30 protein-coding genes and 5 pseudogenes are annotated in these 26655 nt (G+C 61.1%); 22 read left to right on the forward strand and 13 right to left on the reverse strand.

The genetic code is table 11. From position 1 onward, the window contains the following. The first annotated feature begins 81 nt into the window (after positions 1-81). Genes ACVWW1_RS40300 through ACVWW1_RS40310 form a run of 3 tightly spaced genes read left to right on the forward strand, consistent with a single transcriptional unit; the run spans position 82 to position 1286 of the window. Positions 82-453: an FAD-dependent oxidoreductase gene (locus ACVWW1_RS40300; RefSeq protein WP_456659726.1), complete on the forward strand. Its 372-nt coding sequence runs from the start codon at positions 82-84 to the stop codon at positions 451-453. Beyond that, positions 374-952, forward strand: coding sequence for an NAD(P)/FAD-dependent oxidoreductase (locus ACVWW1_RS40305; RefSeq protein WP_456659727.1), 579 nt, complete (start codon positions 374-376; stop codon positions 950-952). Before ACVWW1_RS40300 ends, ACVWW1_RS40305 begins: the two co-directional genes overlap by 80 nt. Further along, on the forward strand, positions 921-1286 hold the full coding sequence (locus ACVWW1_RS40310) for an FAD-dependent oxidoreductase (RefSeq protein WP_456659728.1): 366 nt from the start codon (positions 921-923) through the stop codon (positions 1284-1286). Before ACVWW1_RS40305 ends, ACVWW1_RS40310 begins: the two co-directional genes overlap by 32 nt. Here ACVWW1_RS40310 and ACVWW1_RS40315 read toward each other — a convergent pair. The 6 genes from ACVWW1_RS40315 to ACVWW1_RS40340 all read right to left on the reverse strand — a co-directional run bounded on the left by ACVWW1_RS40315 (position 1262) and on the right by ACVWW1_RS40340 (position 5280). Then, positions 1262-1930 carry a tyrosine-type recombinase/integrase gene (locus ACVWW1_RS40315; protein WP_456659729.1) on the reverse strand — a complete coding sequence of 223 codons (669 nt, stop codon included), beginning with the start codon at positions 1928-1930 and terminating at the stop codon, positions 1262-1264. The genes ACVWW1_RS40310 and ACVWW1_RS40315 overlap by 25 nt on opposite strands. Then, the gene (locus ACVWW1_RS40320) at positions 1927-2295 is read right to left on the reverse strand and encodes a tyrosine-type recombinase/integrase (protein ID WP_456660784.1); all 369 of its coding nucleotides are present in this window, start codon (positions 2293-2295) and stop codon (positions 1927-1929) included. The genes ACVWW1_RS40315 and ACVWW1_RS40320 overlap by 4 nt, the downstream gene beginning before the upstream one ends. After that, positions 2193-2519 (reverse strand): tyrosine-type recombinase/integrase, encoded by a 327-nt coding sequence (locus ACVWW1_RS40325; RefSeq protein WP_456660785.1) that lies wholly within the window; start codon positions 2517-2519, stop codon positions 2193-2195. Before ACVWW1_RS40325 ends, ACVWW1_RS40320 begins: the two co-directional genes overlap by 103 nt. Before the next feature lie 194 nt (positions 2520-2713). Next, on the reverse strand, positions 2714-3157 hold the full coding sequence (locus tag ACVWW1_RS40330; protein ID WP_456659730.1) for a hypothetical protein: 444 nt from the start codon (positions 3155-3157) through the stop codon (positions 2714-2716). Positions 3158-3457: 300 nt separating this feature from the next. Continuing rightward, the gene (locus tag ACVWW1_RS40335; protein ID WP_456659731.1) at positions 3458-4198 is read right to left on the reverse strand and encodes a tyrosine-type recombinase/integrase; all 741 of its coding nucleotides are present in this window, start codon (positions 4196-4198) and stop codon (positions 3458-3460) included. After that, positions 4195-5280 (reverse strand): site-specific integrase, encoded by a 1086-nt coding sequence (locus ACVWW1_RS40340; protein ID WP_456659732.1) that lies wholly within the window; start codon positions 5278-5280, stop codon positions 4195-4197. The genes ACVWW1_RS40335 and ACVWW1_RS40340 overlap by 4 nt, the downstream gene beginning before the upstream one ends. Positions 5281-5543: 263 nt before the next feature. On the opposite strand from ACVWW1_RS40340, the pseudogene ACVWW1_RS40345 reads away from it, so the two are divergent. The 8 genes and pseudogenes from ACVWW1_RS40345 to ACVWW1_RS40380 form a co-directional block, all read left to right on the forward strand. Further along, positions 5544-5696, forward strand: a pseudogene (locus tag ACVWW1_RS40345) (transposase domain-containing protein); the annotation flags it as partial. A gap of 116 nt (positions 5697-5812) precedes the next feature. After that, positions 5813-5959 (forward strand): annotated as a pseudogene (locus tag ACVWW1_RS40350) (UPF0149 family protein); the annotation flags it as partial. Between the two features lie 112 nt (positions 5960-6071). Beyond that, positions 6072-6329 (forward strand): hypothetical protein, encoded by a 258-nt coding sequence (locus ACVWW1_RS40355; RefSeq protein ID WP_456660859.1) that lies wholly within the window; start codon positions 6072-6074, stop codon positions 6327-6329. Positions 6330-6825: 496 nt separating this feature from the next. Beyond that, on the forward strand, positions 6826-8049 hold the full coding sequence (locus ACVWW1_RS40360; RefSeq protein WP_456659733.1) for a M81 family metallopeptidase: 1224 nt from the start codon (positions 6826-6828) through the stop codon (positions 8047-8049). Between the two features lies 1 nt (position 8050). Further along, positions 8051-8296 carry an MlrC C-terminal domain-containing protein gene (locus ACVWW1_RS40365; protein WP_456659734.1) on the forward strand — a complete coding sequence of 82 codons (246 nt, stop codon included), beginning with the start codon at positions 8051-8053 and terminating at the stop codon, positions 8294-8296. Between the two features lie 269 nt (positions 8297-8565). Next, a complete protein-coding gene (locus tag ACVWW1_RS40370) occupies positions 8566-8766 on the forward strand; it encodes a hypothetical protein (protein WP_456659735.1) in 201 nt (66 codons plus the stop codon). Next, positions 8763-9578 (forward strand): amidase, encoded by an 816-nt coding sequence (locus ACVWW1_RS40375; protein WP_456659736.1) that lies wholly within the window; start codon positions 8763-8765, stop codon positions 9576-9578. The genes ACVWW1_RS40370 and ACVWW1_RS40375 overlap by 4 nt, the downstream gene beginning before the upstream one ends. Continuing rightward, complete coding sequence (locus tag ACVWW1_RS40380) at positions 9484-10110, forward strand: amidase family protein (protein ID WP_456659737.1); 627 nt, start codon at positions 9484-9486, stop codon at positions 10108-10110. Before ACVWW1_RS40375 ends, ACVWW1_RS40380 begins: the two co-directional genes overlap by 95 nt. 80 nt (positions 10111-10190) lie before the next feature. Here the strand turns inward: ACVWW1_RS40380 and ACVWW1_RS40385 are convergent, their stop codons facing one another. After that, complete coding sequence (locus ACVWW1_RS40385) at positions 10191-10373, reverse strand: hypothetical protein (RefSeq protein ID WP_456659738.1); 183 nt, start codon at positions 10371-10373, stop codon at positions 10191-10193. Positions 10374-10919: 546 nt separating this feature from the next. Then, positions 10920-11267 carry a hypothetical protein gene (locus tag ACVWW1_RS40390; RefSeq protein WP_456659739.1) on the reverse strand — a complete coding sequence of 116 codons (348 nt, stop codon included), beginning with the start codon at positions 11265-11267 and terminating at the stop codon, positions 10920-10922. Positions 11268-11332: 65 nt separating this feature from the next. Between ACVWW1_RS40390 and ACVWW1_RS40395 the strand changes: the two genes are divergently transcribed. The 4 genes from ACVWW1_RS40395 (at position 11333) to ACVWW1_RS40410 (ending at position 14709) form a co-directional block, all read left to right on the forward strand. Next, positions 11333-11476: a hypothetical protein gene (locus tag ACVWW1_RS40395; RefSeq protein ID WP_456659740.1), complete on the forward strand. Its 144-nt coding sequence runs from the start codon at positions 11333-11335 to the stop codon at positions 11474-11476. Between the two features lie 78 nt (positions 11477-11554). Next, positions 11555-12796, forward strand: a complete 1242-nt coding sequence (locus tag ACVWW1_RS40400; protein WP_456660786.1) for an ABC transporter permease — start codon at positions 11555-11557, stop codon at positions 12794-12796. Then, entirely contained in the window at positions 12793-13632 is an 840-nt protein-coding gene (locus ACVWW1_RS40405) for an ABC transporter permease (protein WP_456659741.1), read from the forward strand. The genes ACVWW1_RS40400 and ACVWW1_RS40405 overlap by 4 nt, the downstream gene beginning before the upstream one ends. Before the next feature lie 357 nt (positions 13633-13989). After that, positions 13990-14709 carry an SDR family oxidoreductase gene (locus ACVWW1_RS40410; RefSeq protein ID WP_456659742.1) on the forward strand — a complete coding sequence of 240 codons (720 nt, stop codon included), beginning with the start codon at positions 13990-13992 and terminating at the stop codon, positions 14707-14709. Between the two features lie 658 nt (positions 14710-15367). Here the strand turns inward: ACVWW1_RS40410 and ACVWW1_RS40415 are convergent. The 4 genes and pseudogenes from ACVWW1_RS40415 to istA all read right to left on the reverse strand — a co-directional run. Then, positions 15368-15553, reverse strand: a pseudogene (locus ACVWW1_RS40415) (ISNCY-like element ISBva1 family transposase); the annotation flags it as partial. 1 nt (position 15554) lies between these two features. After that, complete coding sequence (locus ACVWW1_RS40420) at positions 15555-15818, reverse strand: DUF6788 family protein (RefSeq protein ID WP_456660787.1); 264 nt, start codon at positions 15816-15818, stop codon at positions 15555-15557. A 377-nt stretch (positions 15819-16195) separates the two neighbouring features. Continuing rightward, positions 16196-16966 carry an IS21-like element helper ATPase IstB gene (istB, locus tag ACVWW1_RS40425; RefSeq protein WP_456659743.1) on the reverse strand — a complete coding sequence of 257 codons (771 nt, stop codon included), beginning with the start codon at positions 16964-16966 and terminating at the stop codon, positions 16196-16198. Between the two features lie 187 nt (positions 16967-17153). Further along, a pseudogene (gene istA / locus ACVWW1_RS40430) lies at positions 17154-18759 on the reverse strand (IS21 family transposase); the annotation flags it as partial. A gap of 424 nt (positions 18760-19183) precedes the next feature. Here istA and ACVWW1_RS40435 point away from each other — a divergent pair. The 3 genes and pseudogenes from ACVWW1_RS40435 (at position 19184) to ACVWW1_RS40445 (ending at position 22813) form a co-directional block, all read left to right on the forward strand. Further along, positions 19184-20404: an IS701 family transposase gene (locus ACVWW1_RS40435; protein ID WP_456659744.1), complete on the forward strand. Its 1221-nt coding sequence runs from the start codon at positions 19184-19186 to the stop codon at positions 20402-20404. A gap of 300 nt (positions 20405-20704) precedes the next feature. Continuing rightward, positions 20705-21565: a tyrosine-type recombinase/integrase gene (locus tag ACVWW1_RS40440; protein ID WP_028153988.1), complete on the forward strand. Its 861-nt coding sequence runs from the start codon at positions 20705-20707 to the stop codon at positions 21563-21565. A 56-nt stretch (positions 21566-21621) separates the two neighbouring features. Continuing rightward, positions 21622-22813, forward strand: a pseudogene (locus ACVWW1_RS40445) (IS91 family transposase). 913 nt (positions 22814-23726) lie between these two features. Here ACVWW1_RS40445 and ACVWW1_RS40450 read toward each other — a convergent pair. Next, complete coding sequence (locus ACVWW1_RS40450) at positions 23727-23858, reverse strand: hypothetical protein (protein WP_456659745.1); 132 nt, start codon at positions 23856-23858, stop codon at positions 23727-23729. Between ACVWW1_RS40450 and ACVWW1_RS40455 the strand changes: the two genes are divergently transcribed. The 4 genes from ACVWW1_RS40455 to ACVWW1_RS40470 all read left to right on the forward strand — a co-directional run bounded on the left by ACVWW1_RS40455 (position 23845) and on the right by ACVWW1_RS40470 (position 26316). Next, entirely contained in the window at positions 23845-24258 is a 414-nt protein-coding gene (locus ACVWW1_RS40455; RefSeq protein WP_456659746.1) for a hypothetical protein, read from the forward strand. The two genes, ACVWW1_RS40450 and ACVWW1_RS40455, sit on opposite strands and share 14 nt — an antisense overlap. A gap of 152 nt (positions 24259-24410) precedes the next feature. Beyond that, positions 24411-24683, forward strand: a complete 273-nt coding sequence (locus tag ACVWW1_RS40460) for a hypothetical protein (protein ID WP_456660788.1) — start codon at positions 24411-24413, stop codon at positions 24681-24683. A gap of 353 nt (positions 24684-25036) precedes the next feature. Beyond that, the gene (locus tag ACVWW1_RS40465; RefSeq protein WP_456659747.1) at positions 25037-26065 is read left to right on the forward strand and encodes a M20 metallopeptidase family protein; all 1029 of its coding nucleotides are present in this window, start codon (positions 25037-25039) and stop codon (positions 26063-26065) included. Next, positions 26059-26316, forward strand: coding sequence for a hypothetical protein (locus tag ACVWW1_RS40470; protein ID WP_456659748.1), 258 nt, complete (start codon positions 26059-26061; stop codon positions 26314-26316). The genes ACVWW1_RS40465 and ACVWW1_RS40470 overlap by 7 nt, the downstream gene beginning before the upstream one ends. Positions 26317-26655 lie beyond the last annotated feature (339 nt).

Genomic DNA, 26655 nt, shown 5'->3' on the forward strand with positions numbered 1-26655 from the left:
TTAGGATGGAGAATTTCGGGTTAAAGCAAGCGTTCGACCGGCTCGGGAAGCCCCAGGTGCAGTCCCTTGTCGACGCACGTCATGACCGACGTGACGATCGTCGGCGGTGGTTACCTGGGCTTATGGACAGCTATTCGTATCCAAGAACGCTCGCCCTCTCTGAAAATCGCCGTGGTGGACACGGGTCTGTGCGGGGCGGGCGCAAGCGGCCGAAATGGCGGATTCGTCACCAGCTACTGGGCTAAATATCTATCGTTGCACAAGCTATGCGGTACCCACGATGCTACTCGGATTGCGAAAAGCTCAGCGGAAGCGGTACTGGAAATCGGTGCTTTCTGCCGGGAAAATGGCATAGACGCTGAGTTCCGCGCCGATGGGGTGGCTCTGGACTGCGACCTCCGCAGCGCAAATCGGCTGCTGGAACGTCCTCATCGATGGGCTAGCCAAACATAATGTGCGGCCCTTTGAAGTCCTCGACAATGCGGCGGTGGCGCGCTTGGGTGGCACCGATCGCAACCTGGCCGGTGTGTTCGAACCAGATGCCGCCACGGTCCAGCCGGCCATCGTTGCCCTGGGTCTCCGAAAGCACGCCCAGAAGCTCGGCGTGGCGATCTACGAGCATTCGCCTATGCTCCGCCTGGAGCGCACCAAGGCACCAAAAGTGATAACGCAGAAAGGGTCGGTCACAAGCAAGAAGGTCATTCTGGCCATGAACGCCTGGGCAGCCCAGTTCCCCTATCTGCGGCGCAAGGTGGCGATCGTGTCCAGCGACATGATCGCGACGACGGCCAGGCCTGACAAGCTGAACGAGATCGGGTTTGTAGAAGGCGTCGCGATCTGCGATTCCCGCATGTTCCTGAACTATTACCGAAATACGCCGGATGGCCGCATCGTTTTTGGCAAAATCGCTAGGGCACTTCGTGTTCGCCGGCCAGGTAGCCGATCAATATGAACGGCTGTCGCTCAGAGCCGGCGAAGTGGAGGCAAGCTTCCGCAAGCTTTACCCGATGCTCAATGGCATGGATATCGAATCATCCTGGACCGGCCCAATCGACAGGTCCGTGAACGGTCTGCCGTTCTTCGGCCGTCTGAAAAATCGCCCGGACATATTATTCGGCATCGGCTTTTCCGGTCAGGGCGTCGGACCGACCGTTCTGGGCGGAAAGATACTCGCCTCGCTTGCTCTCGACGAAGCGAACGAGTGGTCCAAGTGTGCATTGGTCCGTAACGATGTCGACAAATTTCCGGTAGAACCTTTCCGCTATATCCATCGCAGCATGTCGTAAGTCACGCGCGTTCCACAATCGGAAAGCAAAAATCTGGGACTACTCGGGGCGCGACACAAGTGATCTCGAAGATCTGCGTAGCGTTGCAAAGCGTGTTGCGTGGAAGGATGCATGGGAACGTATCTTGTCTTACCGAACTTGGTATCCCGAATTGTCAGCACGCCGTTGATCAGGTCCACATCGTCGCGATCGAGACGCAATGCTTCGTTGGCCCGCAAGCCACTGGCCGCGTACAATCCAAAAAGCGTACCAAAGGTGTGGGGCCGCAAACCGATCGTGGACGGCAACTGCCGCGCCGCCTTGAGCAGACGAATGATCTCCTGGTCACTGTAGATGTAGAGTGCCACCCGACGGTACCGATGCGGAAGCAAATCAGGCGGCGGTACAACGGTGCGCGGATCGTTGGGGCAGCAGTAACGCGCGAAGCGGCGCACCATTCCTAAGCGGTTGGCCCACTGGGACGGCTGTGCATGGGCCGGCTGGGTTGCCCACTTCAAGGCCAGTTCGGTGGTGATATAGTCGGCGCGCGTGTGCTTGGCAAATTCGATGAATCCACGCAACAGCCTCCCTTCCACAAGCAACTTGTATCCTAGAGCGCGACGCATGGAGAGATACTCATCGAGTGCGATTTGCAACGTACTCATGACGCACCTCCCATCCACGGAAGGGCAATGCCGCGTAGCGCTTTAATATCGACCTTGGCGTAGATCTGGGTCGTCGTGGGTTGCCGGTGACGAAGCAGTTGACCGATCTCGCCGAGGGACGCACCTCGGCACAGCATCTTGGTGGCTAGAGAATGCCTCAATAAATGCGCTTCTTTGAAATCGGGGTTCAATCCGGCGCGCTGGAGGGCACGACGAACTACACAACAAATGGAAGTCTGGCGAAGGCCGCGGTGCGGGGCTTTCAGGCGGATAAAAACCTTGCGTGTCGAGCACGTTGGACGAACCTGGCGCAGATATTGAACCAGAGCCGTGCCGATACTATAGGCAACGGCAGTCGTTCCAATCGCTGGCCTTTGCCACGCACAAGGATCTCGCCGCGCTCCCAGTCCAAGTCGTCCAAGGTCATGGCCAGTACTTCTCCGCCGCGCAAACCGAGGCGAGCTAAAAGCAACAAGATTGCATAATCACGCCGGCCGGACGCGGTGCTGCGATCGCAGCAGCGCAGGAGTCGCTCGACCTGGTCGGGCGGGAGCGATTTAGGTAAATGAGACAATCGCCAGTGGGCCACCCCGAATAGGGCGGAGGCCAAGTCAGTCTTGATCCTTCCGCGCTAGCACAGGAAGCGAAGGAACGAGCGCAGGGCCGTGACCATGAGCTTGGAATAGGTGCGACTGCCGCGCGGAACTTGACGAAGAATGAACCGATGTAGGTCCTGCGGCTTCAGGTCCTGAAGGCGCAGCGCCTTGTTCCCGAAATGCGCGGTCAAGAACTTCGCAAGATGGGCAGATAGCTGATCAATGTGGCGGCCGCCAAGCCGCGCTCCGAACTTAAGAAGCTCTCGTAGTCGCGTGTGAGCTGCCCCAGAGCGGTCCGGTCCACTTTTTGCGGCAACGCAGGAACCACTCCGAGGCAACGCAAATGCTCCAACAGCTGATGACCGGTAGATACATAGCCGCGTCGTCTTGAGCCACGATGGTCGGTGTGAAACTGTTTGAGCCTCGCCTCATCGAGTTGTGCCAGTGGCACTCCACACTGCTTGAGCCAGTGGCTGAGATCCGCCACCAGTTCATATTCGGCTTTTACGGTCTGCGAAACGTAACCCTCGCCCGCGAGGGACTCCGCAAATTTATCTATATGAGCGGCGATTGAGCCGATGCACACGCGTTGGGTTGATACCGTAACAGCACTCTTGGGAGTTATCGTCATGATCTGTCTCCGCAAAGTTGGGGAAAAATCCCCAGTGCGGGACAAGAGACGAACATGACAGCAACATCGAGATCGGTATCGACAATACATGCTCGCGACGAATTCGATTCATCACCTCTTCACCCATCACCCATCACCCATCACCCATTTGTGACGGTCCTCTCGCTACCGCCTACAGATCATCTCTTAGCCTTCCCGGTGCCCTGTGATTATTCCGCCAATCATATACCCGCGCCCCCGCGATTCTCCAGAAAATGCCGCTGTAGTCCGTCAGTTGCCGGAATAATCCCGTTGCCGGAATTATGTCGGAAATCGTGTACGCGTGGCCCGCTGTGTTCGCCTGGGCGCCGCAGGCCGGTCTCGCGGGACAAGGACAAGAAAACACGATGAACATACTGGTGCCGCAATCGGCCGCCGCGCTTCGGCCACGAAGAAGTGTGTACTACAGCGCGCCCCGGGGTGAGCATCCCGCCGTTGGGCGTAGCTGCGCAGGGCCGCTCGGGTCGTCGGATGCAATGGCACGAAGCGCGATTTTCCGAACTTGCTCTCTCGGACTGTGAGCAAGCCTTCCTCGAGATCGACATCGGCACGCTCAAGCCCGATCGCCTCGGACACACGTATGCCCGTCACTGCGATCAGCACGAACAGATAATGATAAGTCCAGCGCCCCAGTCCGGTCGCAGGAGGCAGGGCAAGTGCCGCCTTCAATAACGCCTCTATCTCGGCATCGCTGTAGACGTAGGGCTTGGCCCGCTTCAGCGGTGGCAAGATCCCGACGCGCGGCACCTCCGTCTCGGGATCGATGCTTGTGACATGGCGCGCGAAACCGTGTACGTCGGTTAATCGCAAGACCCAGGATGCGTGACGATCGGGTGGCAGAGTCGCCCAGGCTACGGCGAGCTTCGTGGTGATGGTCGTGGCCTTGCGCTCCTCCATGAAGGCGACGAAATTGGCGAGCCGCCGGGCCTGCTGCTGGCACTTGTATCCAAGCCCTTGGCGCATGCTCACATACTGCTCGAGTGCGGATCGCAAAGTGGTCATTGAGCGCCTCCCGGCCACGGCAGGCTTAATGCGCGGAGTCTCTCGATATCCACCTTCGCATAGATGCGCGTGGTGTCATGACTCTCGTGTCGCAGCAACTGGCCGATCTCTGACAAGGTCGTACCGGATCGGAGAAGCTCGGTGGCAAGCCTGTGTCGGAAAATGTGGGCGCCTTGGTGGGCGTAGCCACGGACGCCGGCGCGCTCGAGGGCGGTCTTGGCGATCATCGTGGTCGCACAACCCGATGCAAAGCCGACGCGAGGCGCCAGCATGCGCAGAAACAGCCGGCGACACGACGACGTCGGGCGGCCATCACGCAGGTAGGCAACGACGGCCGCACCGACGTCTGGAGGCATCGGCATTTGCGCTCGCTGCCGACCCTTGGCACGAATAAGCATCTCGCCGGATCGCCAGTCGATATCATCCAGGGTGAGACTCGCGACCTCGCCAGCCCGTAAACCGAGCTTGGCCAGCAGCATCAGGATGGCATAATCCCGCCGTCCCATCGGGGTGACCCGATCGCAACCATCGAGGACCTTCTGGACCTGCGCGGCGGACAGATAAGTCAGCAGGCTTGCGAGCTTCCATTGCCTGATCGACGGTACGCAATCTGCCAGAGCAAGCCGGGTCAACCCTTTATGATGGAGGTATCGCAGAAAGGCGCGTAGCGACCAGCACATGCGCTTCCCGGATTCCGCGCTCCCATCCCGGGCGTGGTGCTTGATGTAGCGGGTGACGCCCTCTTGGCTGATATTGCCGAGATCGCTGCCGGCAGGGCATACCTCGCGCAGGAAGCGGCGAATGGACGGCAGGTGGCAAATGATGGACCCCGGCACCAGCCCGCGTTCCTGTCGCAGATAATCGCTGAACCCCTCGAATATGGTGATCGGCGGCGGTGGCGCGGGGGCTATCATGCCCGCTTCGCGCAACACCGATAGCAACCGCTTCAGCGCCGCCCGATCATCTGCCTGGATATACTGCTTCCCCGCTCGGTACTTAAGGTACCGAGCGGTCGCGCGCTCATTGAGATCAGTTAGCTTCAGGCCGCATCTTTTGATCCAGCTAAAAAGATCTTCGACCAAGTTCAGGCATCGCCACGTGGCCTCGCCAGCGAGCTCGTCCTTGACGAGATGCGCCGCGTACAGTTCGACGAGCCGTCCGTGTGGTCCACTCTTCAGTCGCCGGAATAGTCAGCTCCTGTCCAAATACTCTTCTGTAATCATATCCTGGCCTCCGCAGTTGAAAGCGGAGCCACAAGACAAACTATGCCGAGCCGATTATACGCCGCTCACGCTGAATCTCGGGGAAAACAAGTCCATTCGGCATAGTTCGGCAGTCGGCATAGACGGCAAAACTTCACGAACTCGACCCACAGGCCTATCTGGCCGACGTGCTCGAGCGCATCGTCTCCGGGCGAACCAAGAACCATCAGTTGCACGAACTGCTGGCCCGGAACTGGAAGGCGGCGCGCCATCGCTCCGCACAGACTGCCGCATGAGCGCGCGTCGCCGTAAAGCAGCGTCGTCGATGGCGTCAGCCGCGATGCCGCTTGCGGAGCTCGAGCGATGGCTCCAGGCTCGCGTCAATCGGCATCCTGCCGCCACCAGCATTCCCATGCTCGACGGCTATGTCGCCGCGATCGTAGCCGGACCGGTGTCGATGAGCCCGATCGACTGGATCTGCCCGCTGCTCGCGATCGATGCCGATGCGTTCAACCATGGCGGCGCACCGGAGTTTGCAGCGATATCGGCCGTCGCGCTGCGCCACAACGACATCAGAAACACCCTCTCGACCGCGCCCGATCGGTTCGAGCCGATGCACCGGCGCGAAGTCAACTGCGCAAAGTCAACGGCGATATCGATCCGCGTCCCTGGTGCCAGGGTTCTATGCCGCGATGCGGCTCAGGATATCGGCGTGGGCGTCGTTGATCGACGCCAGCAACGTCAATCACGGCCTGCTGCTGCCCATCCTGCGGCACTGTCGCGACTATCAGGGCCGTCCGCTGCTCGGACCGCCGCGAAGCGGCCGCGAGACCGAGGACTTTCTCCGCAACGCCTACGCCGACATCCCAGCGGCCGTCGAGGCCTTGCGCCAATATTGGATGCCGATCCGCTATGCACGCGCTCGCTGATCACCGCGGACGTGGGAGCTCATACCGGTTACGGTCGATCCAGGAAATCCGCCGCATCGTCATGAAGCTTGCCCAGCGGCGGCATTCGCACGCCCACACCTTCGCATGGTCGTCCTGGCGCAGGGCTCATCAGGCCAACGCGCGCAAAGCTCCATCTCAGGCAAAAATCGCAACTGTAATGCTAGATCTTTGCACTGCCATTCTGTGGTCCCAGATCGTCCAAGGGGCCCCCGACGGGATTTTCAACCCAGGTCTCGCTGAGTCGACGCTGGCAAGATGAAAGCTTCACATTCTCCAAAAGGGCGCAGAATTTTGGCTGCGTGCGGACCTAAATTAGTGAAATTCAGCTTTAGGGGTCGGCAATATTAGAGCTAGAGCTTTGGGGTTGACCAAGGTAACTGAATCAAGGGGGGATAATGAGCAAATGGTCGCTCCTTGCCAGTGGCAGTGGCAACGCAGTTAGTATAGCTCCATAAAAACCGAGAGAGAGCTGTCGATGCGCTTGTTCGCTGCTACACTTGCCACTGAAACCAATGCCTTCTCGCCTCTCCCGACCAGTCTTGCTTCCTATAAGGAATGTCTCTTCCTGCGTCCCGGAGAGCATCCCCAACAGGCGCCGCTCTGGTGCACCGAGCCGCTCTGGGTGGCTCGCCGCCGGGCTGCGGCCGAGGGCTTCACCCTCATCGAGGGGAGCTGCTTCGCAGCCCGGCCCGGCAGCGCCACGAGGCGGCACGACTACGAGTTCATGCGCGATGAGATCCTGGGCCAGCTCAAGGCGGCTCTGCCCGTCGACGGCGTGCTGCTGGGCCTTCACGGCGCCATGGTGTCACAGGGCTATGACGACGTCGAGGGTGACATTTTGGAGTGCGTCCGCGCTCTCGTCGGCCCGAAATGCGTCATCGGCGTCGAGCTCGACCCCCATTGTCATCTGACAATAAAGCGCGTGAAGCTCGCCGACGTCATCGTTCTCTATAAGGAATATCCGCACACCGACATGGTGCAGTGCGCCGAGGACATGCTCGACATCGTGTTGAAGACGCTGCGCGGGCAAGTGAAGCCCGTCATGTCGCTCTATGACTGTCGGCAGATCCAGTTTTATTTCACGACCCTGCCGCTGATGCGCGGCTTCGTCGACCGGATGAGGGCGATTGAGGGCAAGGAGCGTGTGCTCTCGATCTCGATCGGTCATTGCTTTCCGTATGCCGACGTACCAGAGCTGTCGAGTCGCGTCCTTGTCGTCATGGACAAGGACAAGGCGAGCGGCGACGCGCTCGCCACCAAAATCGGCGAGGAACTCGTCTCGATGCGCGGCAAGGTCGAGCCGCAGTATTATTCTGTCGACAACGGGATCAGCGCCGCCATCGAATTCAACGACGGGCCAGTCGCAATAGCGGATGCTGCTGATAATGCCGGCGCCGGCGCGCCTTCCGACAACACGACCATCCTGCGTCGCCTCATCGAGCGCCAAGTGGAGGGTGCCGCGGTGGGTCCCATCTGGGACCCGATCGCGGTGCGGCTCTGCTTCGACGTTGGCGAGGGGGCCCAGTTTCCGCTGCGTTTCGGAGGCAAGATCGGTCCCGCCTCCGGCGCGCCGATCGATGCCATGGTGACTGTGGTCGGGCTCAAGCGCGATTGCTGGCAGAGCTTCGGTCCGACCCGGGCGGAGCTCGGCGACTGTGCAGCGGTACGAGTGGGTGGCGTCGAGGTCGTCCTCAAATAGCATGCGGGCACAGGCTTTTGGGCTCGATCTCTTCCGCAATGTCGGCATCGAGCCGCTCGCTAAGAGGATCGTGGTCCTCAAGTCGACCAACCATTTCATGGCGGAGTATGGCCCGATCGCCAAGAAGGTGATCTATATCGATAACGACGGCCCTTTGAGCTGCGACTTCCGCAAGATTCCCTACACGCGCGTCAACCGTCCGATTTGGCCGCTCGACGAAAAGACCAGCCCGGGCCTTATACTTTGAGAGGCCGATCCCGCGTAAATGGGGCCAAGGTCAGACGATAAACGCGAAGAACTCGCTGACGGGAGGACATTCACTACCAGATCGATCCGACAATCGCCGCAACGACGGCATCAAGCTGGTCGGAGGCCGCTTGTCCTTCTGCAGCACCGATAACAACCGAGCATCGACACCGTCGATTTCCACGACGAATTCCTGCGCTAAAGCACTAATAAGGAACGGCTGGAGGGCGTTCGTTCTCCTCCCCGCCTAAATGGAATGAGGAGAGCCGAATGGCAGAAGTACCAATCGACCTCGACATTTTCAAAGCGCTCGCGCGGCGCGCCGGGCTCACACTGATGCCGGCCCAGGAGCGTAATCTCCACGGCGCCTACCCCTACGTGGCGGCGATGGCGGAGCGCGTGCGCGGACGGGGACGGGCGCCATGGGCCGAGCCGGCCGTCGTCTTCGACCCGGGTAAGGCCGCGCCATGACCGCGCCCCTGACAATCGCGCAAGCAGCGGCGCTCATCGCTGCGCACAAGCTCTCGCCCGTCGAACTCGCACAATCCTGCCTCGCGCGGATCGAGAAGTTCGACGGCACGCTTCACGCCTTCATCCGGCTCACCCCCGAGCGCGCGCTCGCCGAGGCGAAGGCGGCTGAGGTCCAGATCATGATGAGAGGCCCGCTCGGCCCGCTGCACGGCATTCCCATCGCCCACAAGGACATCTACTGCACGAAAGGTATCCCGACGACGGCGTGTTCGAAGATCCTGATCGACCACGTGCCCGCGGAGGATGCGGTCACCGTCCGCCGGCTCGCCGAGGCTGGGGCTGTCATGCTCGGCAAGCTCGCAACCTACGAGTTCGCCATTGGTGGTCCGTCGTTCGATCTGCCGTGGCCCCCGGCGCGCAATCCCTGGAACCCGGCGCATGTCACCGGCGGCTCCTCGAGCGGGAGCGGCGCGGCAGTCGCCGCCGGCCTCGTCCTCGGCGGAACGGGTTCCGATACCGGCGGCTCGATTCGCGCTCCCGCCTCGCTCTGCGGTGTTGCCGGGTTCAAGCCGAGCTACGGGCTCTGCCCGCGCACCGGCATCCTGCCGCTCTCTTATTCGCTCGACCATGCTGGGCCGCTCGCCTGGACGGTCGAGGACTGCGCCATCATGTTGCAGCCGATGGTGGGGCCAGACGCCGGCGATCCCGCCAGCGCTCATGTGCAGGCGCCCGATTTCCGGGTATCGCTCGGCGGCTCGGTTAAGGGGATGCGCGTCGGCCTTCGTCCGCCACTTCCACGACTGTTCGGTTAACGACGCGACCCGACGGGCGCTCGAGGACGCAGCTTCTGTCTTTCGCGATCTTGGTGCAGAGGTCGTCGACGTAACCTTGCCGCCGCTCGCCGATTGGACGGCGTGCGGTGAGATCATCATGTTGGCTGAGAGCTATGCCCTTCACGAGAAATGGATGAAGTCGCGGCCGCAGGACTACGGCGAAAGTTTCCGCGACTATATTAGCATGGGAGCGTTCCTCAGCGCCGCCGATTATGTGGAGGCGCAACGCATGAGGCGCGAGCTCTGCGCCGCCTTCGACGAGGCAATGCGCAAGATCGACGTGCTGCTCTGCGCGACGACGTTGGGCGAGGCGCCGCCGATCGAGGGGACCCCCACGACGTTGAGAAGCTGGATCGAGCGCCCCTGGCTCAATTACGCGCCCAACGTCCGCGGCGCTCCGGCGCTTGCCGTATGCACCGGTTTCACCGCCGCCGGATTGCCGCTCGGGCATGCAGCTGGTCGGCCGTCCTTTCGAAGACGCGACCGTGTTGCGAGCCGGCCATCACTATGAGAAGGCGACACCCTGGCGGGACAAGCGGCCGGCCCTTTATGTATAGCGTCTCAATTGTAGCGCGCCGTGGCATGATGGGGTCAAGTCGCCTGGTCTTGCTCACGGTAGTAGCCGAAGAATACGCCGGCCGAGGCGGCGAACGAAAACGGGAAGGCCAGCCGAAGCGCACGATGATCGTAGCCGAGACGCGATTCCCATGGCGACGCCGGCGACGCGGCGGCAATCCTGAGCAGGATGGTTTCGGTTAGAAATTGCAGCAGCACGTGGAGCCGCGCGCACCGATCGCCATGCGGAGCTGATCTTGCCCGTGCGCTCGGTTGCTGAGGCCAGGAGGATGCTCCTAATGCCGATGTTGCCGACAGTCCACTCACTGCTTCGCGAAGATGCAGCTTATTCCCGCAATAAGTGACGCAGCCAGGGTGTGCGTACGGCGAGGAGCTGTCGAACGGCTGCCTGTCTGCATCTGTATAGACCGATGGCTCGATCGTGCTCTCTCAGCACCGCCGATCAGAATCGCCCGTCCGAGGGTGCAGACATGATCGCCTGGAAGGGCCACGACATGCTTGATAGGCGGCCGCTGGACGGCAGAAAGGCCTTCGTGGCTGCCAATCATATGACGCGTTCGCGGCCGTCACGGAAAGGACAAAGAGCTTCACCTTGAGGCTTATATGAGATCAGTCATAGTCGCCAGCTTCAACGTACCATACATGGCCCAGATCGCCTTTCACGGTTATAGATGAGCATGAATTCTCGCACTCTGGCGGGGTGGCGCAGGATTTCGGCTATGCAATGCGACATATCAACGAAATTCAGCTGCGCAGTCCGGTAATGGTTTCCGTCAAGACAGGAAACATTCCGTCGACCCAAGGTCGGAGAGTCAAACTCAGGGAGGGAGAGTGCGCCAGTTTGACAGCCTCACGCAGGCTGATCCCTGCGATCTTGACCGCGTCCGCAAGACGCTTCAATTCGTCAAGAAAGAATATTGTGGTCTTGCCGTCGTTGGCACCGCAGTGGTGGGAGAAGCGCCGGGGCCGGGGAGGGTGCCAGGCACGAACGATGCCTTTGTGAAGTTCTCCGACGTCCAGAAGACGTATGACGGCGAAACGCTGGCTATTAAGAATCTGAACCTGGACTTTGCCCGTGGCGGCGACCCTCATGATGCTCGCGGGCTTCGAGGTGCCGACCCACGGCTCGATCCTACGGGCCTGCCAACGAGGACGCGATGTCGCTTGTTGATCCGGCGATCGTGCCCCACCTTCCGACGGCGCCCGACCATACGGCCAGTGGCCTGCAGAGAGACGCCGCCTTCTTGATTGAGAAGGGCGATGACCTGACCCAGCGCTTTACCACCTGGCTCGCGAAGTAAGAACAAGGAACGGCGGGAAGGGCTTGCGCTCTCCTCGCCGCCTGAGGAAATGAGAGAAGAGAGGTGTCGATAGTGACGATGGTCGCCCAAATCGCCGGCAGTTCCGACAGCATTCCGCTGCGCGTCAAGCTGCAGCGGGTCGAGCGCCGGCGCAAGCTGAGGGCCGTCACCCTCGTCCTGCCGCTCCTGTTGTTCATCCTGGTCGCCTTTGTCTCGCCGATCGCCCGGATGATGTTCACCGCGATTCATGACGATACACTGCTGGCGCTGATGCCGCGAACCACGGCAGCGTTGAGCGCGTGGGACGGCAAGGATCTGCCAGACGAGCGCGTCTATGCCGCTCTCGCCGAAGACCTGAAGCAGGCTTGGGTGCAGAAGACCACGGGGGCGATCGGCAAGCGGATGAACTATGAGTTGCCTGGTGTCGGCAGCCAGGTCACGTCGAGCGCGCGCAGGGCGAGCACGCTTTCCGTTGGCCCCTACAAAACGGCTTTGATCGAGATCAATCCGCTCTGGGCTCATCGCGACGTCTGGAGCTTGCTGAAGCGCGGACGCTCGGCCTATACGGCCTATTACCTGCTGCGTTCCGTCGATTTCCAGTACGGCTCCGACAGCCAGATCGTCGCCTCGCCGCCGGATAACGCGATCTTCCGCGACGTCTTTCTGCGTACGATTGGCATCAGCATCGGCGTGACCGCCGCGACCCTGCTGCTGGGTTTCCCGGCGGCCTATCTCTTGGCGACATTGCCGCTCAGGACCAGCAATCTCCTGATGATCATGGTCGTACTACCGTTCTGGACCTCCCTGCTGGTGCGCACCACGGCCTGGGTCGTGCTCCTGCAGCATCATGGCGTCGTCAACGACATGCTGATGGCGCTGCATATCATATCGCAGCCCGCGGAGCTCATCTTCAATCGGGTCGGCACTGTGGTGGCCATGACCCATATTCAGCTGCCCTTCACGCTTCTGCCGATCTATAGCGTGATGAAGACGATACCGCCCAGCCATCTCCGAGCTGCCCGCTCGCTCGGCGCCGGACCCTTCTACGCCTTCTGGAAGGTCTACTTTCCCCAGACCCTGCCGGGGATCGCTGCCGGTTGCCTGCTGACCTTCATCCTGTGCTTGGGTTATTACATCACCCCCGCGCTCGTCGGCGGGCCGACCGACCAGATGATCAGCTCCTTCATCGCCCACTACACCAACGCGGAGCTCAACTGGGGCATGGCCTCGGCCCTTGGCGCAATCCTGCTCGCCGCGACCCTGCTGCTCTACTACGTCTTCAACAAACTGGTCGGCGTCGACCGGATCAAGATGGGATGAGAACAGTGGCCCCTTCCCCCTATGCCTCACCGACGGAGAAGGGCTGGTACTATCTGCACCGGCTGATCTGCGGCGCGGTGCTGCTGTTCCTGATCGCGCCGATCCTTGTGATCATCCCGCTGTCCTTCAATTCCGTGCCCTTCTTCACCTATCCGATGCCAGGGCTGTCACTGCGCTGGTATGAGGAGTTCTTCCTCACCAACCGTTGGCTGGGTGCGCTGCAAAACTCAATCTTCGTCGCGGTGTCGGTCACGCTGCTGTCAACCGCGCTGGGCACGATAGCCGCGCTCGGGCTCAGTCGCCCGAACTTCCCCTGGCGCACGGCGGTGATGAGCCTGTTGATCTCGCCCATCGTCGTGCCGGTTGTAATCACCGCGGTGGCCGTGTATTTTTTCTATGCCGATGTAGGGCTGCTCAATACTTATACTGGGCTGATCCTGGCGCACACGACGCTGGCCACGCCCTTCGTCGTCATCACCGTGACCGCGACCCTGAAGGGCTTCGATCATTCGCTGATCCGCGCGGCCGCCGGGCTCGGCGCGCCGCCGATCGCCGTCTTCTTCAAGATCATCCTGCCGCTCATCCTGCCAGGGATGATCTCAGGCGCGCTCTTCGCCTTCGGCACCTCCTTCGACGAGGTGGTGCTCGCCCTCTTCGTCGCCAGCCCCGAGCAACGGACCTTGCCCAGAGTCATGTTTTCCGGAATCCGCGAGGAAATCAGTCCGACCATCACCGCCGCCGCTACCGTGCTGACCCTGATCGCATTTGGCATGCTGACCACAATTGAGCTCCTCCGTCGTCGCTCGGAGCGGCTGCGCGGTATCCGTAACACATGACGGATCCCATGGAGGGGGCGTTGTTGCCGGCAAGGCCGAAGATGTATGTAGGCGATGTCGTTCTCCACGCACCACTCCATCGCCTCGGGCCGTATATAAGGGCTGTCGCCGTGCCAGCCACGTGCGGGTAGTCGAATCTTTGCAAGGCCGAGTATGGGCGGTTCCTTGCGCAGCCGACTAGACGAGGGCACACGCGATGACCGGGTGAAAGTCAGCGCGGTTCTGCTTTCGATCGCAGGATTTTCGTGCGTTTGGGTCACTTTCGCGGGCATTAGGCGCACCTCCCGATTTATTAGTTGCTTGGGATGGGGCGGTGCCAAATTGAGGCAATTGGGTTCCTCAACGGAGTTTCCTTAAATGACCACAGTTCTGATCACGGGCGCGAACCGGGGTATAGGACTTGCGCTCGCGCGCCAATACGTGGCCGACGGGGCCGAAGTGATTGGCTGCTGCCGTAAACCGGCAAAAGCCGACGCGCTAAACAAGTTCGCAGCATCATCTGGTGTGCGTGTGCGGACCATGCAGCTCGATGTCGCCGACGAGGCCTCGATCGCGTCCCTCAAGCGCTCGCTCGGCGATCAGCCAATCGACATCCTCATTAACAATGCGGGGATCAACGGCACGCCAAACGCCCAGACGGCCGAACACATCGACGCCGAGGGCTGGATGACCACGCTGCGCGTCAACGCTCTCGCACCGATGCTCGTCACCCAGGCGCTACGCGACAACTTGAAGCGCGGCCGCGAGAAGAAGCTGGTGGCGATCAGCAGTGATTACGGCTCTATCAGCATCAATTGGGGCCGCGACACCAACGCGCACGAAAGGTATGCCTACCGGGCCTCAAAGGCCGCGCTCAACATGGGCATGTGCGCGCTTTCTCGCGACTGGGCTACCGACGGCGTGTTGGTTGCAATCCTGCACCCCGGGTTTGTGCGGACAGATATGACCGCCGCGCTTACTGATGCCTCCGTCTCCGCCGAAGACAGTGCGCGCCGCCTGATCCAGCGGATTGCTGAGCTTACGCCGGCAACGAGCGGTTCGTTCCAGAACTCTTGGGGCAATATAATACCTTGGTGACCTCTACTACTTACATTCCGTTTTCGCGCCCGTTACTATTTTTTTGATCTGAAAATTCGCGGGCCTGGTTCGACCCGCGGGCAGCCAACCTTTCAGCGGGAAGAGAAGATCAGGATGAGCTCTGAGGTGTTCATCACCTGTGCGGTCACAGAAAATGGATCCAATGGGAATCCGTTAGCGCGCATGTACCGCTGACGCCTGAGATTACGGACTCGGTGATCGGCGGCTGCCCGCGCGGAGGCGGTACACATCCACGTGCGTGAACCCGAAACCCGGAAGGCTCGCGGGATCCAGCGCCCGTATTGAAACCGGCAGCACCCGCCTCGACCGGTTGGGTCTCTTCTGGCCGCCAACGATCCTGACCAATGTTCCCTAGCTACTTCCCGGCGCAAAATTGATGCTTTCCAGCCTTTGGCCAACGGCATGGGGCAAAGCAAACCCGCCGGGGTGGACGGCGGGGTCTGAAGCGAGCAATGATGGGTGCGAGGTCTAGGGAGCGGCTCGGCTGCTCATCGTCCGACCGATGTTGACGAGATTGTCAGAGATCACGCCGAGGGCGACCCAGCGCTGCATTCCGGCGTCACCCTTGTATCGGCATCGATTGAGACCGTTTCGCCGCTTTACCACGCTGATGCGTCCTTCATATCCCGTGCGCCATTGCCGGCGTGCCGAGCCGACCACGACTGCGGCTCTTCGGGCACCGCTTCGCCAGTGCTTCGTGCACCGCCGCCACGATCTGCGCGTCCGCCAGCACCTGATCGGCGTGCTGCATCCACTCTTCGCGAAGATCACTCACTTCCTCGGCGATCAGCCCATCGCCAAAGCTGAGTTGCGCCCGCCGCATCTCAATCATCTCGCCGCCCCGTGCGCCTTCGATGCGGCTCTGGACGTAGCAGCTCATGATTGAGTTCGCAGATGTCCTCGATCGCCTGCTTCAGCTTCTGATAATTGTCGAGCCAGCGACGAACCTCGGCGACCCGTTCGCGACGTACGCTGAACTGCTGCGTGCGTCCGCCGGCGTATGTCACGGTGAGCACGAACACCGGGTGCCCTTCGCCGCGCGCGCATTTAGGACAGCCCTTGTATGTCGGACGGTGCGCTCCAGCAATGAACCGCGCAGTAACTCGCCGGTGGCCGGCAGCTTGCCGACGAGCTTGTCGCGCGCTCTCACGGTTCGCTCACGAATCATTCATAAGAACGAATCAATGGCGGCCAAACAAGTCAAGCGCCGATCCGTTCGACCTTGCAGTTTTCCGCCGATCGGCCGACTCTGAACGCAGACTACGTCCACCTAATTTTGCGCCGGGAAGTAGTTAGAGCCGCGGTTTTCCATGAAGAGCCCGTTTGGTCCCATTCCGACCAGTCGCGCCGTTCGACTCGCTCGATGAGTCGTCGACCAAACCAACGCGACCCCGGACGGTCACTTCAAATTCCCCCACCTGTGGTCGCGCAAACTCCCCCACTTGTGGAGCAGGACAAGAGGTTTTTAGGTTGACTGGGTTTTGCGTGCAAGGGCTTCGGCGGCTTCCTTGAGGCGGTAGCTGCGGCCGTCGAACTCAAGCAGATGACAATGGTGCATGAGGCGGTCAAGGATCGTCGTGCTCATGGTGTTGTCGCGGAGATAAGCGCCCCAATCCTGCACGACGCGATTGGACGTGACGATGACGCCGCGGTGCAATTTGTAGCGTTGATGGATCAGAGTCTGCAGCAAAGCGCCGGCTTCGTCGGGGATGGTGCGAGCGAGGAACAGATCGTCAAGCACAAGCAGATCGCAGTCAGAGATGCTCCGCAGTCGAGCTTCGCGCTGAGCGGCGGGGCTGAGAGCGTAACGGTTGAAGAAGTCATCGGCCTCGAGATACTGGACCTTGTGGCCTTGCAGGATGGCCTGGTAGGCGACGGCCTTGGCCACGTGCGATTTTCCGGTGCCGGGCTTGCCAATGAACAGAGCGTTTTCACCGACCGCGACAAACTTCAGCGCATGCAGCTGGAAGCAGGCCTGACGCGGCAGTTTGGGATTGAAGGACCAGTCGAACTCCGCGAGCGTGAGCTTCTCTTCAAGCCCGGATTGCTGGTAGCGGCGAGCGATGAGACGGGACTGACGACGATCGAGTTCGTCCTGCAGGAGCAGGCAGAGGGTCTCGATGAACGGTTGGCTGGCGCCCTGGGCCTGCAGGACGCGGGTCTCGAGCGTGTCGCGTATGCCCGACAGCCGCAACTGTCGTAGGCAGCGATCGATTTCTGGCAAGGTCATGGTCATTCCGAATGATCTCCTGTGGAGGTTGAAAGGCAGAGTTGATCGGCAATCAAGGTCTCGGCGGGAGCGCTCGCGTCGTCGGAGCTGGCCGGGATTGCGGAGACGACGCGAGCGCGGTTTGGTGCGGGCTGATCATTGCCGTTGTTGCCGGGCCGGCGCTCGATGCTGGCACGGTTCTGGGCGCCGAGGCGAAAGAGTTCGCCGTATTCGTCTGCGGGACGGATCAGTGGATGATCCTGCGTCAGAGACAGCGTGAGTTGTGGTGCCTGATCGACGCGCTCGAGCGCCCGCTCGAACAATCGCTCAAGGATGGCGCGCACCTGTTTGTAGCGATGGATGTGATGACGCATCGCGTGATCGCAGGCTTGCTCGACGAGCCGGGCGGGATACTTCTTCGCAAGTCCGACAATGCCCCACATCGCGCGTTGTCCAACGCGACCTTCGGTGTCGAACAGGTGCTGACAGAGCGCCTTCGCTTGCGGTCCGATGTCGCCGGCGCTTGCCAGCAGGAAGGCGGTCTGACGAGATGGATTGAACGGGCACTCGTTGTGCGGCAGTTTGAGCGAACCCGGCCGTGCGGCGCGGGCATGAACGCGCAGCAGCGCCTGGGTGCTGCGGTCGCGGATCTCGATCGTGGTCTCGTAAAGGCGTACCACGACCTGGCTGCCGATCGGCGCGGGGCGCGCGGCATAGTCGCTGTGATCCACCCGCACGGTGGTGTCGTCGTAGACGGTACGCACGAGCTCGGAGAAGTAACGGAAGCCGGTCGCGGGCAATGGCCGCAGATGCGGCTTCTCCTCCTGGAACATGGCCTCGACCTGACGCCTCATGCTGCCATGGATGCGTTTGGAAGCCCAGTTCGTCTCCCAGTGCTCCAGAAAGCTGTTCTGAGCCTCGAGTGATTCGAAGCGCCGCCCGGCGAGCGCGGTGCCCTGGGTGTGCTGGATCGCGTTCTCCACGGTCCCCTTGCGGTTCGGGTCCCGCACCCGTGCCGGATCGGCGACGACGCCGTAATGCGCGAGCACCGCGCCGTAGAGCCGGTTGAGCTCGGGCTCGTAAAGGTCGGGCGTGACGACGCCTTCCTTCAGATTATCGAGCACGACATAGCCGACGGCGCCGCCAAAATATCGAAAAGCCCCTTCGTGGAGCTGTGCCCAGATCTGCTGGCTCGACTTCCAGACCACCCGCCGGAAGCTACGCCGCGAGTAGCGCAGGGGTCATCACGAACAGGCGCAGCCGGCGGTAACGACCGCTCTTCGGATCACGGGTCAGCGCGCCTTCGCCATAATCGACCTGGGCTTCCTCGCCGGGGGCAAACTCGAGACGGTCAAACTGTTTGGGATCGATGTGGCGCAAGGCGCGCACGAAACGCTTGACGCTCTCGTAGCTGGCAGTGAAGCCGAGCTGATCAACCAGATCCTGGTAGATCGCCTGCGCATTGCGCTTCAGACGGACCTGCTGCTCGATCCATTCCCGATGCGGTTCACACGCTGAGCGGGCGAAATCAAACGTCTTGGCGGCCACCTTCATGCCGATAGCCGGCGGTCGCGGAGGTGGGGGAGTTTGGCCATCCGCGGCCTCGGAGCCGGCGGTCACCCCGGGGGAATTTGCCTCCGCCGCTCGCCGGGACACGAAAATCGCCTGGTAGCGCCGGATCGTCTTGCGGTCGATCCCCGTCAGCCGCTGGATCTCTCGTTGGCTCGTCTGGCGCTCAAGTAACGTAAATACGGTGCTTTGCAGATGCGGCTTCAAGACGTTCAACTCCCGGTCCCCTCTTCCCTAAAGGGGGCGAAAATTAACGTCCTGCTACGCGCTTTGCGGCCGATCAGCCGCCCAGCCAGGCGGAATCAGGTGGGGGAGTTTGAGGTGACCTCACCCGGGGGATTTTGACCGACCGTCGGGGCGCGACCGATTGCCGTCTGGCCGCGTACTTCTTCACCGGCTCAGTCGAATCGCACGAGCGGATGATCCGCGGCCTGTCAGCGGGCGCAGTCAGGCGTCAATCATCTGAAGGGCGTATCTGCCGAAAGCGCGCGAGGCCTAACCTTCTCCCGTTGAAGGGATCCGGCTCCCAGCCAGCTGGGTTTATTCTCTTGAACTGATCGAATCTGACGATGGCTCTGACACTCACGGACCGCATTTTCGGATGGGGTCATCCGCGGTGAGAGCAGCTAGCATTACAGTTGCTTTTGTTGCGGGCTTCTGAATCCATGGGCAACCATGATTCGAATGTCGTGGGCGCGGGCCGCGTCGGTTGAGGAGACGCTTGCGTTGTGGGCGGCGTCGCTTCGCGAGATCAAGCAACGGATACGTCCGTTGTTCACGCAAGAGCGTGTGGCGACGAATGCAGGTCTGTTCCTGGAAGGCCTGCTCGGAGATGAGCAGCGCAAGACCGGTTGGATGCGCGCCGAGGCGGCTGGCGATCCCGGCCCATGGCGGCAGCAGGCGATTCTGGGCCGTGGAGACTGGGACGCTGATGCGCTGCGTGATATCGTGCACGACTATGTCATCGAGCATTTGGCGGATGACGATGCGGTCCTCGTGATCGACGAGACCGGTTTTCTCAAACAGGGCAAGGCGTCATGCGGAGTGGCGCGGCAAGACACTGGTTCGGCAGGCAAGATCACGAACTGTCAGATCGGCGTCTTCGCTGCCTACGTTTCGCGTCATGGCCATGCGTTCATCGATCGCGCGTTGTATCTTCCGAAGGAATGGACCGACGATCCAGATCGTCTGGAAGCCACATATGTGCCGGCCGATGTCGGCTTTGCGACCAAACCAAAGCTTGCGACGAGAATGATCGCACGGGCGATAGCCGCGTCTGTACCATTCAAGTGGGTTGCCGGTGATACCGTCTACGGTGTTGGCAACATCGAACAGCAACTACGTCGGGCCGGCAAAGGCTACGTGCTTGGGGTCAGCAGCGCTCATGTGTTTCGATCCTGGGGCAAACGACCGCCGGTCGCCGGTACGGCCGCAGACCTCGCCCAGACGCGGCGCTCATCCGACTGGAAGCGCCTGTCGGCGGGAGCCGGAACCAAAGGACCGCGGCTGCACGATTGGTGTTATCTCGAATTGGCCGATCTCGAGGCCGAGCAGTTCAACAGTGCAAATGACGGTTTGTGGACACGCGGTCTACTGATCCGTCGTCGCATCGCGGATGATGACCTCGCCTTCTTCACCACCTGGTGCCCAGCGGGAACAGCCATTGAAACGCTGGTCGCGGTCGAAGGCCATCGATGGGCGATCGAGGACAGCTTTGAAACCGCGAAAAACGAGTTCGGGCTCGATCACAACGAGAGCAGATCCTGGCATGGCTGGCACCGTCATGTGTCCTTGGCGATGCTCGCCTTCGCCATGATGGCCGCGATCCGACATCGCGCTAATCCGCCACCGCCCAAAAAAACGAAACGGCGCCTCCCGGCAAAAGCCAAAGCATAACCACCCCACCACTGATCCGCTGGTCAATCCAGGAAATCCGCCGCATCGCTATCAGACTTGCTCGAAAGCGGATTCAACCCGCACACATCATCGCATGGTCTTTCTGGCGCAGAGCTCACCAGGCTGCCGCTCAACGCGCCCACGTCAAATCAAAAAACAACTGTAATGCTAAGGCCTGTTTACAGTCGGGGGATTGAACGAAGCCGCTGCCGCGGCGTTCGGGGCAAGGTGGCGTAGATCGCCTCCTGGCTGAGAGGATGTGGGTGTTGGAGCCCATTCGCCTCAGACAGGAGTATCGAGATGGCCGATTTGAGCCCTCTTCGCCGCCGCATGATCGAAGACATGACCGTCCGCAATCTGTCGCCGGCGACGCAACGATCCTACATCAGCGCGGTTTCGAAGTTCAGCCGCTATTTTGGCCGATCGCCTGACCGGTTAGAGCTGGAAGACGTCCGCGCCTTCCAGGTGCATCTGGTCTCGACCGGCATCTCATGGCCGGCGCTAAACCAGATCGTCTGTGCGCTCCGGTTTTTCTACGGCGTCACGCTCGGCGAGGCGCTGATCCCGGAGCGCATTCCCTATGCGCGAGAACCGCGCAAGCTGCCGGTCGTGCTCAGCGCCGACGAAGTGGTTCAGTTCCTCGAGGCCGTGTCCAGCCTGAAGAGCCGCGCCGCCCTCACCACGGCCTATGCGGCCGGACTCAGGGCCTCCGAAGTCGCGGGACTGCGGATCGAAGACATCGACAGCGCCCGCGGCGTCATCCAGGTGCGCCACGGCAAGGGCGCGAAGGATCGCAACGTGATGTTGTCGCCCCAGCTGCTGGGCATCCTGCGCACCTACTGGCGGCTCGCCCGGCCGCGGCTTTATCTGTTCCCTGGTCGTGACGAAGATCATCCGATCGATCAGACCGTGTTGCACGCCGCCTGTCGGTCGGCGGTGAAGGCTGCGGGCCTGACCAAGCGCGTCACGCTGCACACGCTGCGCCACAGCTTCGCGACGCATCTTCTTGAGAACGGAACCGATATCCGGATCATCCAGGTCTTGCTCGGGCACAACAATTTGTCGTCGACAGCGCGCTACACGCAGGTCGCCACCGATACGATCCGGGCGACGCAGAGCCCGCTCGATCGCCTGTCGCTGGAGGTGACGCCACCTAGATGATCCGCGGCGGGTGCGGGTGATGTTTCGCCCCCGACAGCCGCTCCAAAAGGCCCGCCATCGAGATTGCCGATATTCTGCGCCGGCATGGCGACACCTATCGCCGTGTACATGCCGGTCATCTCGGTCGGGTCGAGCGGCGCGTGATGAGCGCAATCGTGGCGTGCCGGACCGAGGCGCTCGGCGGCCACATGGAGGCTTGCGACGACTGCGGCACGACACGCGTCACCTATAATTCTTGCCGCAACCGGCACTGTCCGAAGTGTCAGGGGCCAGCCCGAAGCCGCGTGGCTCGCCGCGCGAGAAGCCGACCTGCTGCCGGTTCCCTATTTCCACGTCGTCTTCACACTGCCGGCTCCGATCGCCGCGATCGCCTTTCAGAACAAGGCCATCGTTTATGCGATCCTGTTCAAAGCCGCCGCCGAGGCAATGTCGACGCTCGCCGCCAATCCACGCCGGCTCGGCGCCGGGATCGGCGTCGTCGCCGTCCTCCACACCTGGGGGCAGGCGCTGACGCACCATCCCCACGTCCACTGCGTCGTGCCGGGCGGCGGCCTCTCGCCCGATAGCGCGCGCTGGATCGCCAGCCGACCAAACTTCTTCCTGGCCGTCAAACCGCTCGCCCGGCTGTTCAGACGCCTGTTCCTCGAACGTCTGACCGCCGCCTTCGACGCCGGCACCCTGAACTTCTTCGGCGATCTCGCATCCCTGGCCGAGCCTGCTGCCTTCGCAGCTCACCTCGTCGCCATGCGGCGCATCAGCTGGGTCGTCTACGCCAAACGGCCGTTCGGCGGCCCCGCGCAGGTGCTGGCCTATCTCGGCCGCTATACCCATCGCGTTGCAATAGCCAACAGCCGGCTCGTAGCCCTCGACGAGGATCACGTCGCCTTTACCTGGAAGGACTACCGCCAGAACGGCGCGACAAAGATCATGAAGCTCAAGCCCGACGAGTTCATCCGCCGCTTCCTTCTTCACACGCTGCCCGATGGCTTCCATCGCATCCGCCACTTCGGCTTCATGGCCAACGGCCATCGCGCTGCCAAACTCGCCCTCTGCCGCAAACTTCTCGATCGTGAGCGGAAAGCGCCAAACGATGGCCAGCCGTCGCCCGTGGATTCGAAAGCTCAAACCTGGACCGAGGTTCCTGCCTGCCCCGATTGTGGTGGCGTCATGCGCATCATTGAGCGCTTTCGACATAGCTTCAGACGCCCCAGCCCTCGAACATCACCGTTCCGATGCGACACATCGTGAGCCAAGTCATGCCGTGCACGACGATCATCATTCGTCATTTCGCTCCCAGCGTCTCGATCATCGCGGACGATGTCGAATCCGTGCTGTCACACGGCGCGACAACAACCGTCCGACGCAGCAAAAAGCCTATCGCGATCTCCGGCAAAGCGCGTTTGATCTCAACTCTTCCCCGACGCGCACATCCCGCGTCTCTGCCTCACGCGCCGAGCCAGCAGATCGGGCCTTGCCATCTCCAACAATCCCCATAGCTGCAAAACCGCGCATAGCCTCCCGCGCCTTCGTTCAATCCGGCTTCAATGAGGTCGCGTCATAAGCGCCTGCCGCGCCCTCGCGTGAGCGCGACCTCACAGAACCCTCCAGATTCATTAAAATCCGCAACGATCGGCACGTTGGTGCGCTCTTCACGCGATATCGGCCACGTGATTTGTGATCTGCACTTGTGATCCGCGCGACGATCACTAACCTATGATTGGCAGGGATCCGTCATCAATTGCTAACATTGGTGGTTGACCGGAGCGAAAATCTTTACCTATCGTGACGGCGTTTGCGGAGGAATTGCGGCTCTGACGCTGCTCGATGCCTGGCAGATGTCAGACTCGCTCTTGGGAGAGGCAAGCGTCGTCCGACACTGGCCAAACGCATTAGGTCAGCCGTTAGTAGGCGATATCGAGTACGGCTACTCGCGCGTCGGCGAATCTCGGGCCGGCAGCAAAGGTCCCACCCGCACTGTGGAGCTGACGGAGGATACGTCGGCGGGCACGTTGGCGGAGACTACGGCGGGACAGTATTCAGTGATCCCTACGGTCCGTCGATTTACGGCGACGTTGTCGATACCCTGTGTTCCTCGCCGGAGGCCAGAGAAGGATCTCAATTTCAAAGCCGATCAAATTATTCGAGATGCTCTGAGCCGCGTTCACACAGCAGCCTTAGCGGCGAAGGGGGCGCCAAGCTGGATTTCTATGATTCCAAAGGCGAAGCCTCCGTAGCGGTCGACGCGCTCGAACATCGAAATCAACGTGACGGTAGGGACGATGTTCTCGATCAATCCGTCGCCAAAGGAGGAGTGTGCCGTCTTCCGGCATAAAGGCATGGCGCGGATTGCCGCCGGGTTCGCCGTTTATGGCCTCCAGACCTTGCTCGTGCTGACGCTCGGAGAAGGCGTCGAAATCTTTACGCTCGATCGCGCGAAGGGTCTGTTCAAGCTAAGCCGCCGTAAGGTCGCGATCCCGCCGCGGCGGCGGAGTTCGCCATCAACGCATCGAATCAGCGCCACTGGGATCCACAAGCACGGGCGCTCATGGATGAATATCCCGCTGCAAGAATCCGCGCGGCATCAGGTTTCCCTATTGGTCGGTGCTGCCGCAAAGTTTCATGATTCGATCGTCTGCTACAGGTCGAAGCTCGATCTGGGGATGCAGCTCATCCTTACGCCGCCGATCGAGTAGCATCGCAACCTAAAGTAGCGTTGTCATTTCGGCCGTGCCGAGGGCTGACCTTAGTGCGGTCACCTATCGTAATCTCGCCAGCACCATCCGTTTTCCGGCAATCGATGTGATCGAGACGTCGCAGGCCGGTCCATCTCGACATGCTGATGGGCATGGCCGATGTCGCAACCGTGCTATTTTTGCGTTTTCTCAAATTCGATGTCGCGCATCCGGATTGGCCAGACCGCGGCCGCTTCGCTCGGTCAGTTCGGTCAGCCGCGCATATGGTTCGTCCTCTCGATGCCCGATTGAATGAGCGTGCAACCACTTATCGTGTCGTTGAGTCGGGCCCTATGAATCGCGCTCAGGGTGCGACAAAGAGCAATCGTGAAGCATCAGGGCCAGACCATGCCAGAGCTTTGATGCGGTGTATCGGATCGGGCTGACGCGACGCGTTGGCGCGGCCATCGCTGCGCGCCTCCCATCGAGATCCCGCTGAAGAATTCTGCCTCGTCGAGCACCAGCGCGATTCGCGAGCTCGTTGCAGGATTTCGGCGCACAGGACTATTTTTCGCGCTAATTAGACGCCAATCCCGTCTTAGTTTTTATTTGCAGAGCCTGAGCGGCCTAGATTGCCCTCCAATCACTGCTTAAGTCACAGGGGCTTTAATCACTGCTTAAGTCACAGGGGCTTTGTGTCGTCCGCAGCGACAAAGACGCTCGCTACGTCGCCCTGACACCAGCATGTCATCGATATTGTTCACCGCTTGTCCTGCACCAAGTTAGCAAAATTAGCTCAATGTATGCGCGCCGGAGGGCAAAACTTGAAGGTAACGTATTCACCTGCACGTGGGCACCTGGTCGAGCGTCGCGGATTAAGGATCCAAGCCGAATGATCAATCGCAGTAACAGCTTTCTGTCGGATGCCGAGCGCGACGCAGTGATCGAGCTCCGCCACGCCATGCACCGCGAGCCTGAGCTCTCCAACGCGGAATGGGAAACGCAGGAGCGGATCCGCGGCATATTGCAACAATTTGGCATCGACGGCGCCAAGGTCTTCCACAACACTGGCCTCTATGTCGATATCGAAGGCACCGCCTCTGGCCCGAAGCGATCGATCGCAGTGCGCGGCGACATCGATGCGCTCCCGATTCAGGAGGCTCGCGAGGATCTGTCCTATCGCTCCCAGGTTGACGGCGTCATGCACGCCTGCGGTCACGACATGCATGGTTCGATCGCTCTCGGCACCGCGCTCGCCTTCCACCGGCTGCGCGACAATTTCGCTGGCAAGGTGCGCGTGTTCTTCCAACCGGCCGAGGAGGCCGAGCCGCTCGGCGGACGCACGGTCGAAGAGAACAAGCTGTTGGATGGTTTCGACCGGGCCGTCGGTTTTCACGTCAGTCCGGAGATTCCCGCCGGCATGTTCGGCGCGCGCGAGGGGGCGGTAACCAAATCTGCCGACGGGTTCAAGCTTAACATCACCGGCAAGATGGCGCACGGCGCGGCACCGCATAAGGGTATCGACGCGATCACCATCGCCGCCGCCTTCGTCAACGAGGTGCAGAAAGTGATCTCGCGCGAAATGCCGACCGACGATGGCGCGGTCGTCACGGTCGGCATGATCCATGGTGGCGAGGCGGCCAACATCATCTGCCAGTCGGTGGTCATGGAGGGAACGATCAGGACCCGCAGTGTCGAGCGTCGAGCTCTGCTGTCCCAGCGCGTGCGCGAAGTGGCCGAAGGGGTTGCTGCGATGCACCGGGGTAACGCCCAATGCATCATTCGTACCGGCGAGCCCCCTGTAACATCAACGATGCCGAAATGGTGAGGCGCTTCCAGCAACTCGTCCACGACACAGTCGGTTGCGATGCGTACTTCAAGGGCAGGAAGGAGGTAGCAGGCAGCGATGACTTCGGCTTCTACGCCGCATGCGTGCCGTCAATCTATTTCTGGTTCGGCAGCCGGGCGCCAGGCAACGATTCGTATGTGCATACGCCGACATTCGGAGCGTCCGACGATCTCATCATCCCAACGACGGAGCTCACCGTCAGATACGTCCTTGATCTGCTCAATTTCTGAGAGCGGCCAGCGAGCACTGAGGTGGTGGTGATTGAAGACCGTGCCAGGCGATACCCGCCATGCCGCTCTCCCGCGAGCGCCTCAAAATTCACCATCGTTAGTTATAACAAAAAGAATTGTTGGCCGTGCGAGCACACCGTTCTCAGGTGATGGACTGATTGTCATCCGGCAGAGGCTCGAGATACCGTAAACGGGCAGCTTCGTGATACGACGGATTACCGGGGCGGCCGGCGGGAACGCCGTGCATTGGAGAGAGCCTTTCTCCTGCCTCGATCAGCAGAGCAGTCAGGGGCACTTGCTGTTGCGGTCTTCGGATCACCCCAACCGCTGCCCGATCAT

The sequence above is a fragment of the Bradyrhizobium sp. JR3.5 genome (assembly GCF_054057015.1).

Bases quoted from the DNA above. Each gene is read 5' to 3' on its own strand.
- ACVWW1_RS40300 (WP_456659726.1), top strand. From the start codon at position 82: ATGACCGACGTGACGATCGTCGGCGGTGGTTACCTGGGCTTATGGACA.
- ACVWW1_RS40305 (WP_456659727.1), top strand. From the start codon at position 374: ATGGGGTGGCTCTGGACTGCGACCTCCGCAGCGCAAATCGGCTGCTGG.
- ACVWW1_RS40315 (WP_456659729.1), bottom strand. From the start codon at position 1,930: ATGAGTACGTTGCAAATCGCACTCGATGAGTATCTCTCCATGCGTCGC.
- ACVWW1_RS40330 (WP_456659730.1), bottom strand. From the start codon at position 3,157: ATGACGATAACTCCCAAGAGTGCTGTTACGGTATCAACCCAACGCGTG.
- ACVWW1_RS40335 (WP_456659731.1), bottom strand. From the start codon at position 4,198: ATGACCACTTTGCGATCCGCACTCGAGCAGTATGTGAGCATGCGCCAA.
- ACVWW1_RS40360 (WP_456659733.1), top strand. From the start codon at position 6,826: ATGCGCTTGTTCGCTGCTACACTTGCCACTGAAACCAATGCCTTCTCG.
- ACVWW1_RS40365 (WP_456659734.1), top strand. From the start codon at position 8,051: ATGCGGGCACAGGCTTTTGGGCTCGATCTCTTCCGCAATGTCGGCATC.
- ACVWW1_RS40370 (WP_456659735.1), top strand. From the start codon at position 8,566: ATGGCAGAAGTACCAATCGACCTCGACATTTTCAAAGCGCTCGCGCGG.
- ACVWW1_RS40375 (WP_456659736.1), top strand. From the start codon at position 8,763: ATGACCGCGCCCCTGACAATCGCGCAAGCAGCGGCGCTCATCGCTGCG.
- ACVWW1_RS40380 (WP_456659737.1), top strand. From the start codon at position 9,484: ATGTGCAGGCGCCCGATTTCCGGGTATCGCTCGGCGGCTCGGTTAAGG.
- ACVWW1_RS40390 (WP_456659739.1), bottom strand. From the start codon at position 11,267: ATGAGGGTCGCCGCCACGGGCAAAGTCCAGGTTCAGATTCTTAATAGC.
- ACVWW1_RS40395 (WP_456659740.1), top strand. From the start codon at position 11,333: ATGTCGCTTGTTGATCCGGCGATCGTGCCCCACCTTCCGACGGCGCCC.
- ACVWW1_RS40400 (WP_456660786.1), top strand. From the start codon at position 11,555: ATGGTCGCCCAAATCGCCGGCAGTTCCGACAGCATTCCGCTGCGCGTC.
- ACVWW1_RS40405 (WP_456659741.1), top strand. From the start codon at position 12,793: ATGAGAACAGTGGCCCCTTCCCCCTATGCCTCACCGACGGAGAAGGGC.
- ACVWW1_RS40410 (WP_456659742.1), top strand. From the start codon at position 13,990: ATGACCACAGTTCTGATCACGGGCGCGAACCGGGGTATAGGACTTGCG.
- istB (WP_456659743.1), bottom strand. From the start codon at position 16,966: ATGACCATGACCTTGCCAGAAATCGATCGCTGCCTACGACAGTTGCGG.
- ACVWW1_RS40435 (WP_456659744.1), top strand. From the start codon at position 19,184: ATGATTCGAATGTCGTGGGCGCGGGCCGCGTCGGTTGAGGAGACGCTT.
- ACVWW1_RS40440 (WP_028153988.1), top strand. From the start codon at position 20,705: ATGGCCGATTTGAGCCCTCTTCGCCGCCGCATGATCGAAGACATGACC.
- ACVWW1_RS40455 (WP_456659746.1), top strand. From the start codon at position 23,845: ATGTTCTCGATCAATCCGTCGCCAAAGGAGGAGTGTGCCGTCTTCCGG.
- ACVWW1_RS40460 (WP_456660788.1), top strand. From the start codon at position 24,411: ATGGCCGATGTCGCAACCGTGCTATTTTTGCGTTTTCTCAAATTCGAT.
- ACVWW1_RS40465 (WP_456659747.1), top strand. From the start codon at position 25,037: ATGTATGCGCGCCGGAGGGCAAAACTTGAAGGTAACGTATTCACCTGC.
- ACVWW1_RS40470 (WP_456659748.1), top strand. From the start codon at position 26,059: ATGGTGAGGCGCTTCCAGCAACTCGTCCACGACACAGTCGGTTGCGAT.